This window comes from Brevibacterium sp. 91QC2O2, assembly GCF_024580695.1.
Lineage (GTDB): Bacteria > Actinomycetota > Actinomycetes > Actinomycetales > Brevibacteriaceae > Brevibacterium > Brevibacterium moorei.
This window is the reverse complement of the sequence record NZ_JANIJY010000006.1, coordinates 161,097-173,132: the sequence shown is the minus strand read 5'-3', so window position 1 is coordinate 173,132 and position 12,036 is coordinate 161,097. Positions and strand designations below refer to the sequence as shown.

7 protein-coding genes are annotated in these 12,036 nt (G+C 67.1%); 5 read left to right on the top strand and 2 right to left on the bottom strand.

The features are described from left to right. The first annotated feature begins 187 nt into the window (after positions 1 to 187). The 3 genes from NQ036_RS07010 (at position 188) to NQ036_RS07000 (ending at position 4,366) form a co-directional block, all read left to right on the top strand. Complete coding sequence (locus NQ036_RS07010; protein ID WP_257057941.1) at positions 188 to 1,564, top strand: C45 family peptidase; 1,377 nt, start codon at positions 188 to 190, stop codon at positions 1,562 to 1,564. 88 nt (positions 1,565 to 1,652) lie between these two features. Next, the gene (locus NQ036_RS07005; protein ID WP_257049260.1) at positions 1,653 to 2,894 is read left to right on the top strand and encodes an amidohydrolase; all 1,242 of its coding nucleotides are present in this window, start codon (positions 1,653 to 1,655) and stop codon (positions 2,892 to 2,894) included. A gap of 35 nt (positions 2,895 to 2,929) precedes the next feature. Further along, positions 2,930 to 4,366, top strand: a complete 1,437-nt coding sequence (locus tag NQ036_RS07000) for an amidase (RefSeq protein WP_257057939.1) — start codon at positions 2,930 to 2,932, stop codon at positions 4,364 to 4,366. Between the two features lie 97 nt (positions 4,367 to 4,463). Here the strand turns inward: NQ036_RS07000 and NQ036_RS06995 are convergent, their stop codons facing one another. Then, complete coding sequence (locus NQ036_RS06995; protein ID WP_257049258.1) at positions 4,464 to 5,150, bottom strand: TetR/AcrR family transcriptional regulator; 687 nt, start codon at positions 5,148 to 5,150, stop codon at positions 4,464 to 4,466. A 210-nt stretch (positions 5,151 to 5,360) separates the two neighbouring features. On the opposite strand from NQ036_RS06995, the gene NQ036_RS06990 reads away from it, so the two are divergent. Together NQ036_RS06990 and NQ036_RS06985 are read left to right on the top strand one after the other, a co-directional pair. Further along, entirely contained in the window at positions 5,361 to 8,384 is a 3,024-nt protein-coding gene (locus NQ036_RS06990) for an MMPL family transporter (protein WP_257049257.1), read from the top strand. Beyond that, complete coding sequence (locus NQ036_RS06985) at positions 8,384 to 10,726, top strand: YhgE/Pip domain-containing protein (RefSeq protein WP_257057937.1); 2,343 nt, start codon at positions 8,384 to 8,386, stop codon at positions 10,724 to 10,726. The genes NQ036_RS06990 and NQ036_RS06985 overlap by 1 nt, the downstream gene beginning before the upstream one ends. Positions 10,727 to 10,875: 149 nt before the next feature. Here the strand turns inward: NQ036_RS06985 and NQ036_RS06980 are convergent, their stop codons facing one another. Then, complete coding sequence (locus NQ036_RS06980; RefSeq protein ID WP_257057936.1) at positions 10,876 to 11,955, bottom strand: 2,3-butanediol dehydrogenase; 1,080 nt, start codon at positions 11,953 to 11,955, stop codon at positions 10,876 to 10,878. Between the last annotated feature and the right edge of the window lie 81 nt (positions 11,956 to 12,036).

Genomic DNA, 12,036 nt, shown 5'->3' with positions numbered 1-12,036 from the left:
GTAAACGCCGAGACGATGACTTCGTCATCGCCTACCGTGAATACCTGCTCGCCGCGTAGGCCACCTCGCCATGGTCGATCACCACCACCATGATCACGACCGGGCTTGACAACCTATAGGAGCATCAGAGGGTGCGACCTTGTGACCCCTGTCGCACCGAGTCGGTGCGGAGTGCTGTAATAGAGGCATGAGCGAATCGCTGCCCGACCCCCTGCAGAGCCTGCTGAAACGCAAACTGGGCCCGGCCACAGGTGCCCCGGGAGGTCGGTCCGCAGCCGATCAGGGTCCGCGTCCGCAGATCCTGCATGTCGCGGGCACCGGCCCACGGGAACGCGGGCTCGCACGGGCCGCGGCCTCGGCCGCCAGGATCCGGGCGGCCCAGCGCGGTTATGCGCAGCTGTTCACCACCCTGGGCATCGACGAACGGGCACAGCGAACGGCCGCCAAGGCCTCGCTGGCCGCGCTCGAAGCCTGGGACCCGGCCCAGGCGGCCGAATTGGCGGGGGTGGCCACCGGCTCCGGCCTGCAGATCGCTGACCTGATGACGACGGTGGCGCGCACGGAGATCCTGACCCTGGCACCTGCCGCGCCGCAGCAGGATGCCGTCGACGGTACCGAGTCGGCCGGCGGCACCGAGTCCGCGGGTCCGGCCGCGGCGGGAGCCGAGATCGGCCAGGAGTGCTCGACCCTGGGCCTGCAGCGCCCCGGTTCCAGCCTGGTCGGCCAGACCTGGGATTGGCACGCGCAGTTCCAGGACTGCTGGCACTTCCACTACGTCGAGGGTCTGCCGGATCCGGCGGAGGACCCGGCCCGGGATGCGGCAGCGGGCACGGTGGCGGCCGCGGCCGAGGACCCCGCGGCCGGGCAGAACCCCTCACCGCTGAACCATGCGGGCTTCGCGGAGTTCGGGATGCTGGGCAAGATCGGTATGAACTCGGCCGGGCTGGCCGTGGACCTCAACATCCTGTCCCATGAGGCGGACGGCCCGGGCGGGGTGCCGATCCACGCCGTCCTGGCCCGGATCCTGGGTTCGGCCCGCACGATCGAACAAGCGCTCGACATCATCGCATCCGCCCCGGTCAGCGCCTCCTCGCTCATCACCATCACCAGCGCCGACCGCGTGCTGATGGTCGAACTGACCCCCGGTGGCCACCGCATCCTGGAACCGGGCCGGACCGATCAGCGCGGAGTGCACGAATCCGGCCGGGATCAGGCGATCTGGTTCTGCCACACCAATGACTTCCAGGACTCCGGACTGGCCGCAGGCCAGAAACGCGGGGGAGTGTCGAACTCGCCCCAGCGGTTCCGAGTCCTCAACGACCGCGTAACGGGGGCCGCGCCCGCCGCGCCCGCCTTCCCCGAATCCGCGGACGGGCTGTTGAATTGGCTGGCGACCGACCCGGGCGCGGACCTGGTCGCCCGGCGGCCCAAGCCGGATGCCCCGCTGGGGCTCAACATCGCGACCCTGGTGACCGTCCGGATGGATCCCGCCCGCAAACTGGTGCGGATGAACGCCGGCCTGCCACAGGACGCGGCGCTGGGCACCGTCGAATTCGCCCTCTGACTCAGCCGTGGCCCCGGCTGCACCATCGTCCGCAACCGTCCGACCACCACACCGACCCCCAGCCACCAGCCACAACCCAAGGAGAACCATGGCACTGCACCAGAACCTCGAACAGGCCCTGACCGCCGACGCGCCGGCGATGTTGGAGACGTACAAGCACTTCCACGCCCATCCGGAACTCTCGATGCAGGAGACCCAGACCTCGGCGGAGATCGAACAGGCCGTGCAGGCACTGGGCTATGAGACCTTCCGCTGCGCAGGCACCGGCGTGGTCGCCGTGCTGCGCAACGGCGAGGGTCAGACCATCGCCTACCGCGCGGACATCGACGGTCTGCCGATCGAGGAGGACACGGGCAGCGACTTCGCCTCGCGGGCCCGCGGCACCCTGGCCGATGGCACCGAGACCTTCGTGATGCACGGCTGTGGCCACGACACCCACATCACGGTGGGCCTGGAGACGGCCAAGCTCATGGCCGAACACCAGGACCTGTGGTCGGGCACCCTGGTGCTGCTGTTCCAGCCTGCCGAGGAGACCGCGGCCGGGTCAGCCGCGATGGTCGCCGACGGCCTGTGGGACCGCGCCCCGCGCCCCGATGCGATCTACGGCCAGCACGTGTGGCCGGGTCGCGCCGGCACCGTCGACCTGATGCTGGGCACCGCCATGGCCACCGCTGACTCGCTCGAGGTCACCGTCTACGGCAAGCAGGCCCACGGGTCGCAGCCCGAGGCCTCGATCGACCCGATCGTGCTGGGCGCGTCCATGGTCACCCGGCTGCAGACGATCGTCTCCCGTGAACTGGGCGCCCAGGAATCCGCCGTCGTCACCGTCGGCTCCTTCCACGGCGGGCTGAAGGAGAACATCATCCCGGACAAGGCGGTGTTCACCATCAACGTGCGCACCCTGGACCACGGGGTGCGGGTGCGCGTGAACGATGCGATCCGCCGGATCATCGCCGCCGAGGCCCAGGCCTCCGGCGCCCCGGAACCGCAGATCCGCGAGCTCTACCAGTTCCCCGAATGCGACAACGACCCGCAGCTGGCCGCGGACCTGGACGCCGCCCTGCGCGCTGAACTGGGCGAGGACTCGGTGATCAACCCGTCCCCGCGGATGGGCTCGGAGGACTTCGGGACCTTCGGCGCCGCGATCGACGTGCCCTACGTCTTCTGGTTCTTCGGCTCGAACGACGCCGCCCAGCTCGAGGCGGCAGGCGGGGTCAAGGGCGTGCCCGGCAATCACTCGCCGTTCTTCATGCCCAGCGATGTCCCACTGACCCTGGCCACCGGTGCACGCGCGGCGCTCACCGCCCTGTTCGGACGCCTGGGCAAGTGAGCGATTCGACCGGACCAGGAGGAGGAACACACCCTATGACCGATGACCTGACCTGGCTGTCCATGCGCCGGCTGGCGCACCTGATCGCCACCGGGGAGGTCTCCAGCGAGGAGGCCGTGCGCGCGCACTTCGAGCGGATCGACGCGGTGAATCCGGCGCTCAACGCGGTCATCACCGAGGATCGTGAGCGCGCCCTGGCCGAGGCCCGCGAGGCCGACGCGGCGCGCTTGGAGATGGGTGCGGACGGGGAACTGCCCGCCCTGCACGGCGTGCCGATGACGCACAAGGACACCCATGAGACCGCGGGGATGCGCACGGCCTTCGGCTCGCCGCTGTTCACCGACAACATCCCGCAGAAGGACTCGCTCATCATCGCGCGGCTGCGCGCGGCGGGCATCATCACCACCGGCAAGACGAACGTGCCGGAACTGGCCGCCGGCTCCCACACCTTCAACCAGGTCTTCGGCACGACGGTCAATCCGTACGACCGGAGCAAGTCCGCGTCGGGCTCATCCGGCGGGGTGGGCGCGGTGATCGCCGCCGGCATCCAGGCCGCGGGCGACGGTTCGGACATGGGCGGTTCGCTGCGCACCCCCGGATCGTTCAACAACGTGGTGGGCTTCCGTCCGTCCAACGGCTTCATCCCGCACGCCCTGCCGGGCGATCCGTGGGCGTGGCTGGCGCAGTCGGGCTTCATGGCGCGTGAGATCGGCGACGTCGCGCTGCTGATGAACGTGGCCTCGGGTCCGCACCGGCTGGCCCCGCAGTCGCAGCCGCCCACGGACTTCGACCTGCCGGAGTTCGCGCTGGACGCGGACTACCAGCCCAATCTGGCCGGCGTGCAGATCGGCTTCGCCCCGGACCTGGGTGGCCGCCTGAACGTCGAGGCCGAGGTCGCGGCCGTCGTAGGCGCGAGCCAGGACGTGTTCGCGGAACTGGGCGCGGAGCTGACGGAGGAGTGCATCAACCTAAGTGCCGCCGCCGAGGTCTTCCGGGTCCAGCGCGCCTACGATTTCGCGGCGCTCTACGGGCAGCTGCTCAAGGCGCAGCCGGAGAAGTTCAAGGACTTCGTCGCGTGGAACATCCAGATGGGCCTGGACCTGGGCGTGGAGGAGATCATCGCCAAGGACAAGGCGCGCGGCCGCCTGCTGCGCGCGGTGGACCGGTTCTTCGCCGATCACGATGTGCTGGTCACGACGACCAGCCAGGTGCTGCCCTTCGACGCCTCGATCGAATACCCCACGCAGATCAACGGGGTCGAGCAGACGGACTACCTGGACTGGATGCGGGCGGCCACGCTGATCTCGCCCACCGGGTGCCCCTCGATCAGCGTGCCCGCCGGGTTCAGCGAGGCCGGGCTGCCGGTGGGTATCCAGATCGTCGGCAAGCCGGGTGCCGATGTCAAGGTCCTGCAGGTCGCACACGCCTTCGAGGCCGCCACCGGCCACGCCCAGCGCCACCCCACCTTCTAATCTGAGGGTTCCACTACGACATGAATTGTCGATATATCGGCTGTTTGGGCCAGAAGTCGACAATTCATGTCGTAGTGGAACTCAGGTTGGGGTCTGCTCAGACGAATTCGATGAAGGCGAGCAGGACGCGGATGGTCTGCTCCGGGTCGAAGGCCGCGGTGTCGGAGTCGGGATTGGCGACCAGAGCTGTGAACTGCCGGTCTTTGCCGACCGCGGCCAGGATGCCCACCAGTTCGTCCATCGGAATCGTCGACTTCGCCCCGTGCTGGGCCAGGATGGTCGTGACGATTTCGGCGATCCTGGCCAGCTGGGTGTCGACGAGTTCCCGGAAGCGCGTCTGCAGCCCGGGCGTGCGCAGGGCGTAGAGCTCGATCTCCCGCTGGGCGATCACCCAGTCACGGCTGTCGGGGACGAAGGAGACGGCCTCCTCGCTCAGGGCGTCGATCGCCTCGGCGGCCAGCTGTTCGGCGCGTTTCGCGCGCTCGGCGGGAGTCGCCTCCGCCATGATCGAACAGCTGTTCGGGGTGCCGTCGGCCGACATTCCGCCTGCGGCCTCGGCCCGGTCGGTGATGTGCCCGATCGCCTGGTCCATCTGCTGTTCGATCAGGGCCAGGACCAGTTCCTCTTTGCCCTCGAAGTTCGAGTAGAAGGCGCCGCGGGTCAATCCCGCGGCCTCGCACAGTTCCTCGATCGAGGCGCCGGCGACGCCACGTTTGGCGAATACGGGTACTGCCGCGGTCAACAGTTTTTCGCGGGTCCTGGCGCGGCGGGCCGTGATGGTCATGCGGGGGCGGGCGTCCTTTCGGGCGTGTCGGGTCGGAATGCGGGTGACCGACCCGGATCTGGGGTGTTGTGGGCCGGCTGCGTTGCATCGGCCCCTGCCTAAAGAATACACTTCTGTATCGGATACACCAATGTATCGAACGGGGTCCCCCGCTCGAACCGTATCCGCTCACGACCCACCCCGGACACCTGCCGTCACGAAAGAGAACACGTGTCATCCTTCCTGTATGAACTGGGACGCAGAGCGTTCCGACACAAGAAAACCGTTCTGGCCACCTGGTTGATCATCCTGGTGGCCATCGGCGGTTTCGTCGGGGCGTTCTCCAAGCCCTTCGCAGACGATTTCACCCTGCCCGGCTCCGAGGCCCAGGAGGCCCTGGACTCGATGAAGCTGAGCTTCCCGCAGGCATCCGGGGCGTCCGCGCAGATCATCATCGTCGCCCCCGACGGGCAGCGCGTCGACCACAACCCCTATAAACAGGAGATGAAGGACGCCGCGGAACGGATCGGCGATCTGGACCATGTGGAGACGGCCAGCGCGCCCTTCAACGCGATGATCGAAGGCGGCATCAGCGACGACAAGTCCGCCGCGATCATCAACATCAGCTACGACACGGACCGCTTCAACCTGCCCGATGACACGCAGGACAAGTTGCAGGCCCAGGTGGACGAACTGCAGAACGATCTGCCCAAGGGCAGCCAGGTGGAGCCCGGCGGCGAGGTGTTCCAGATGACCGGGGTGTCAATGGGCGCCACCGAGGTGATCGGCGTGGTCATCGCCTTCTTCGTCCTGGCCATCACCTTCGGGTCCTTCCTGGCCGCCGGCCTGCCGCTGATCACCGCGATCGTGGGTGTGGGCGTCGGCATGCTGATCCTGGTGTCGATGACGGCGTTCACCACGGTCTCCTCGACCTCGCCCACCCTGGCGGCGATGTTGGGCCTGGCGGTCGGCATCGACTACGCCTTGTTCATCGTCTCCCGCGCCAGACAGAACATGCGCCACGGGCAGGACCCGGAGGAGGCCACCGCGCAGGCCACGGCCACCGCCGGCTCGGCCGTGATCTTCGCCGGCACCACGGTCATCATCGCCCTGGTGGGCCTGAGCATCGTGCGCATGTCCTTCCTGACCATCATGGGCGTGGCCGCGGCGATCACCGTCGCCGTTGCCGTGTTGGTGGCGCTCACCCTGGTGCCCACCCTGTTGGGCTTCCTGGGCACCCGGGTCGATCCGCACCGCAAGGTCGCCAAGCGGGCGCAGAAGGACGCGCTCGCCCAGGGGGCTTCCAAGCACGAGGCCAGGGCCGCCGGAGAACGGGCACTGGCAGCCGCGCGGATCCGGGCCGCCGAGGCTTACGAGGCCGCACAGGCCCACCAGGGCGCCGAGGACGCGGCCCCGGCGGGTGCCGACGCTCGCACGGGTGCCCCGGCGAGTGCCGCCGAGCCGGCCGGAGTCGAGCAGGAGGGTGCGGCTCTGCTGAGCGCGGCCTCGGCCCCGAAAGCCGGGGGACGACCCCGCAAGAGTTTCGCAGAACGCTTCTACGGCGGCTGGGTGAAGGCCGCGACGAAGGTCCCGATCCTGACGATCGTGGTGATCGTGGTGGGCCTGGGCCTGTTCGCGATCCCCGCCTCGAAGATCCAGCTGGCCATGCCCAACAATGGCACGGAGGATCCAGGCACGCCCGCGCGCGTCACCTATGATCTGACGACCGAGCACTTCGGCGAGGGCTTCAACGGTCCGCTCATCATGCTGGCCGACGGTCTGGCGACCTCGGACGAGCCGATGGACGTGATGGACGATATGAAGGCCGACATCGAGAAGGTGCCCGGCGTCGTCAAGGTGCTGGCCGCTGTGCCCAATCAGAACGCGGACACCGGCATGATCCAGATCGTGCCGCAGACCGGCCCGTCCGATCCACAGACGGAGGAGACGGTTCAGGCACTGCGCGATATGAAACAGCACTTCAAGGACGACTACGGTGTCGACACATCGGTCACCGGCGCGACGGCTCTGTATTCGGATATCTCAGCCCAGCTGGGCCGCGCCCTGCTGCCCTTCGGCGCCTTTGTGGTGGGCCTGTCCTTCATCCTGCTGATGATGGTCTTCCGGTCGATCGCGGTGCCGATCAAGGCGACCCTGGGCTTCCTGCTGTCGGTCGTGACGTCCTTCGGCATCATCTCGCTGGTGTTCGTCCAGGGCCACGGTGCCTCGTTGATCGGGGTCGATCAGGCCGGCCCCGTGATCTCCTTCCTGCCGATCATCGTGATGGGCATCCTGTTCGGCTTGGCGATGGACTACGAGGTGTTCCTGGTCTCCGGCATGCGCGAGGCCTACGCACACGGCGCATCGGCCAAACAGGCGATCCTGCGCGGTTTCACCGGTTCCGCCGCGGTCGTCACGGGTGCTGCGATCATCATGTTCAGCGTGTTCTTCGCCTTCGTGCCCGAAGGCGCCGCGATCATCAAGTCGATCGGCCTGTCGCTGGCGGTGGGCGTGTTCACCGATGCGTTCATCGTGCGCATGACCCTGGTGCCGGCAGTGATGGCACTGCTGGGCGACAAGGCCTGGTGGATCCCCAAGTGGCTGGACAAGATCCTGCCGCACTTCGACGTGGAGGGCGAGGGGCTGTACCACCAGGTCAAGCTCAAGGACTTCCCCGTGAAGGATTCCCCCTACGCCGTCTACGGCGAGGGACTGAGCCTGGGCACCAAGCGCCACCCGATCTTCGAGAACGTGGACGTGGCGCTCAAGCCCGGCGAGGTCCTGGGCATCACCGGCCACGGCACCCCCGGACTGGTGCTGGCCCTGTCGGGCCGCGCCAAGCTGGACGGCGGGGAGCTCAAGGTCGGACCCTATGTCCTGCCGGAGCAGGCGAACAAGATCCGCAATTCGACGCCGTACCTGAATATGGACCCGGCCGAGGACGCGATGGTGCCGGCGCTGAGCAAGCTCGAACAGCTGGCGGCCAAACCACCCAAGCTGTTGGTGGTGGACCGGGCGGACCAATCCCGTGATCCGCAGACGGCCCAGGCGGTGCGCACCCTGGTGGGCAATGCGCTGACCAGCGGATCCGCTGTGGTGCTTGGCCTGACGAATCCGAAGGCCCTGCAGATGCTGCCGGCCGAGGTCGTCCTGCACCGGCTTGACCTGGACGCGATGGCGTCCGGCGGGCCCCGCGGAGAGGAAACGGAAGAACTGACAATGAACATCGCCGAATCCATGGGAGGGGCGAACTGATGGCACTGTTCGAACGCGCGGACGCCGGCAAGAAGGTGACCTGGGTATCGGTCATCGGTCTGATCCTGGTGCCGCTGATCATCGCCGCCGGCTTCGTCTTCGCCACCTGGAAGGTCTCCGACCGGATGGGCGAGGTCAAGGCCGCGATCGTCAACGACGATGACGGCGCGAAGATCCAGGGCCAGCAGGTGCCCCTGGGCAGGATGCTGGTCTCCGGCCTGATGGACGACGACACCGACGGCAACTACAAGTGGTCACTGGCGGACGTGGATTCGGCCGAGGCCGGGCTCAAGTCGGGCGAGTACGTCGCCGTCGTCCACATCCCCAAGGGCTTCTCCCGGGCCGTGGCCACGGGTACCAAGGACGATCCGTCCGAGGCCGTGCAGGCGACCATCAGCGTGACCTCGTCCAAGGTCTCCCCGCTGAGCGATTCGATGATCTCGCAGTCCATCGGCAATGCCGCGCGCGATAAGTTCAACCGCGAATGGGCCGAACAGGTGCTCGACGGCATCTACGTGGGCTTCAACGATATGGGCAAGCAGTTCAAGACCCTGGCCGATGCGGGCAATAAGCTGCACGACGGGGCCGACGGTCTGGCCGACGGCAATAAGGAATTCGCCAAGGGTGTTGGCAAGTTGGGCGACGGTGTGGGCCAGTTGGGCACCGCGGGCGCCAAACTGGGCGATGCCGGTTCACAGCTGGCAGCCGGCGCCCCGCAGCTCAAGGCCGGTGGAGACCAACTGGCCAAGGGCGCGAAGCAGCTGGGCGATGCCGGCGGCAAGATCGCCAAGGGCGTGCCACAGCTGACCAAGGGCGGCAAGGCCCTGGCCGACAATGGCGAGAAGCTGGGCAAGGGCGGTAAAGACCTGGCGAAGGAGGCTCCGAAGCTGAAGAAGGGCGGCGCGGAGCTTTCCAAGAACGGGTCGAAGTTGTCCGGCGGACTCCAACAGACTGCCGACGGAGTCAAGGAATACACCGATGGGGTCGGGCAGTTCCAAAAGGGAATCAAGACCAAGGGTGACAATCTGAAGAAGATCCCTAGCCTTGCAATCCTGAAGAGCCAAGGGCTGGTCGGCGGAGAGAAGGGCCTGATCTCTGAAGATCAGGCTGATGAAGTAGAGGCTCAGTGCAAGGGCGACGCTAGCTGTGAAGCGATCTATCTGAAGGGTATCGCCTCTGGCATGCAGGGCGACTCGGAACTGGCGAAGCCTCTGGCCGAGAATGGTGACAAGGTCGCTGACGGTATTGGACAGCTCGCTCCCGGAGTCAAGAAATACACAGACGGTGTCTCACAGTACACCGACGGCGTCGGCAAAATGGCGGACGGCGTGGCCAAGTACGGCACGGGCGTTGCCCAGTACACCGACGGGGTCGCGCAGTACACCGACGGCGTTGGCAAATTCGCCGACGGGGCCGCCCAGTACGGTACAGGTGTTGGGAAGTTCTCCGACGGCGTAGGAAAGTACACCAAGGGTGTTGGCACCTTCGCCGACGGCGTCTCGCAGTTCGGATCCGGCGTCTCCCAGTACACCGGAGGCGTCGTCAAGCTCAGTGCGCAGATGCCGCAGATGACCAAGGGCGCGGACAAACTGGCCGACGGCACCGAGAAGTACGCCGACGGTGTCGGCAAGTTCGCCGATGGCCTCGACGAGGGCAAGGACTCGGTCCCGCACTACTCGAAGTCCGATAGGGAGACCCTCAAGGAGGTCACGGCCGCCCCGATCAAGGTCGGTAGCCTGGACTCCCTGAACAAGTTCCCGATCGCCTCGTCGATCGCACTGCTGCTAGTCATGGCGCTGTTCCTGGGCGCGCTCATCGCCTATACGGTGCTGCGCCCGGTCTCCGCGGCCTCGCTGACCAGTCGGAAGCGCTCCTTCGTCATCATGCTCAAGGGTCTGCTGCCGGGTCTGGGCATCGCGGTGGTCCAGTCCCTGGGGCTGACGATCCTGTGCCAGGTGCTGCTCAAGCTCAACACCGTGGACTTCGTGTCCCTGCTGGGCTTCACCGTGTTCGCCGGCATCGTGTTCACGGTGGTGAACTTCGCCCTGGTCGCCCTGTTCGGCGGCGCCGGCCGGTTCATCGGCGTCATCCTGCTGGTGCTGGGCGTGACTGCGAAGATTCTCACGGCGGTGCCCGGCTGGCTGTCCGGCCTGGCGGGCATCTCCCCGCTGACACCTGCAATCGATGGTGTGGCGGCAGTGGTGACCGGCGCGGACGGCCTGGGCAAGGCCTTCGGCCTGCTGCTGGTCTGGCTGGTGCTGGGTGCGGTCGCGGGCATCGCGGCGGTCGCCAAGAAGCGCAGCGCCGGATTCGAACAGATCCAGCGCCTGGCGCACGCCTAACCGACCCGGCGCCTAACCGATCCGGCTCCTTGGCCCATGGGCATTCGCCTATGGGCCAAGGCTGCGGATGAATGGCCGAGGCCCCGGCTGGGTTCCATTTTCACGGAACCCGGCCGGGGCCTCGGCTGTATCGGGAGGGGTTCGTCCGTTCAGTCGCGGGAGGTCTTGACCAGGATCTTCACCGCGGTGTCATTATGGTTGATGAGGGTGTCGAAGCCCTCGGCCACGATGTCCTCCGGATCGATCCGCTTGGTCACGAAGGCCTCCAGGTCCAGCTTGCCGGAGTTGACCATGGCGATCGAGTCCTCGAAGTCCTCGGGCAGATAGGCCATCGTGCCGGAGAACGTGGCCTCGGTGTAGTGGAATTCCGGGGCCACCTGCATCTCCAGGGGCTTGCCGTGCAGCGCGATGATCTGCACGTGGCCGCCGGGGCGGACATTGCCGATCAGTTGGTGGGTCACAGGGCCCACACCGGCGGCGTCGAAGACCATATCGGCGCCCAGGCCGTCGGTGACCCGGGCGACCAGGGCGTTCAGATCCTCGTCGATCGGGTTGATCGCGTAGTCGGCGTGCGATGCGCTCAGGGCGATGTCGCGGCGCGCCTGGGACGGTTCCGACACGATGACCGTCAGCCCCTTGGCCTTGAGGATCGCGGCGGTGAACAGGCCGACGGGACCGGCGCCGCCCACCAGGGCGGTCTGCCCTGCATCCGCCCCGGACAGGCGCACCGCATGGGTGGCCACGGACAGCGGTTCCAGCATGGCGGCGTGGCCCAGGTCCATATCGCCCACCACGTGCACATTGCCCGCCGGCACGTTGATGTACTCGGCCAGGCCGCCGCCCCCGCCGGAGATCCCGAAGCCCCACTGCTTGCGGCAGATATTCGACTTCCCGGACCGGCAGGCGGCGCATTCCCCGCAGGACACGTTCGCGCGCACCGCCACGTTCTGCCCGATGGAGACGTCCTCGACGCCCTCGCCCAGTTCGACGACAGTGCCGGAGAACTCGTGGCCCAGCACGATCGGCAGGGTCTCGCCGGTTAGCGGGTTCTCCTCCGTTGCGGTGGGCGTATTGCCCGTGAAGCCGCCATCTGTGAACATGTGCAGATCGGATCCGCAGATGCCGTTGTAGGCCAGCTTCAGCTTGACCCAGCCCGGCTTGGGGGCCTCGGGCTCCGGAATGTCCTCGACCCGCAGGTCGTGTGCGTCGTAGAACATGACTGCGCGCATATCTCTTCATCCTCCTCGATGATGTGATGAGTTTCCATCCATGATTTTACAGTTGTAAAGACAAGGTGGTGGGGGTGTGGC

What these genes read in the sequence shown, in the direction of transcription:
- NQ036_RS07010 (WP_257057941.1), top strand. Translation starts at nt 188, where the DNA reads ATGAGCGAATCGCTGCCCGACCCCCTGCAGAGCCTGCTGAAACGCAAA.
- NQ036_RS07005 (WP_257049260.1), top strand. Translation starts at nt 1,653, where the DNA reads ATGGCACTGCACCAGAACCTCGAACAGGCCCTGACCGCCGACGCGCCG.
- NQ036_RS07000 (WP_257057939.1), top strand. Translation starts at nt 2,930, where the DNA reads ATGACCGATGACCTGACCTGGCTGTCCATGCGCCGGCTGGCGCACCTG.
- NQ036_RS06995 (WP_257049258.1), bottom strand. Translation starts at nt 5,150, where the DNA reads ATGACCATCACGGCCCGCCGCGCCAGGACCCGCGAAAAACTGTTGACC.
- NQ036_RS06985 (WP_257057937.1), top strand. Translation starts at nt 8,384, where the DNA reads ATGGCACTGTTCGAACGCGCGGACGCCGGCAAGAAGGTGACCTGGGTA.
- NQ036_RS06980 (WP_257057936.1), bottom strand. Translation starts at nt 11,955, where the DNA reads ATGCGCGCAGTCATGTTCTACGACGCACACGACCTGCGGGTCGAGGAC.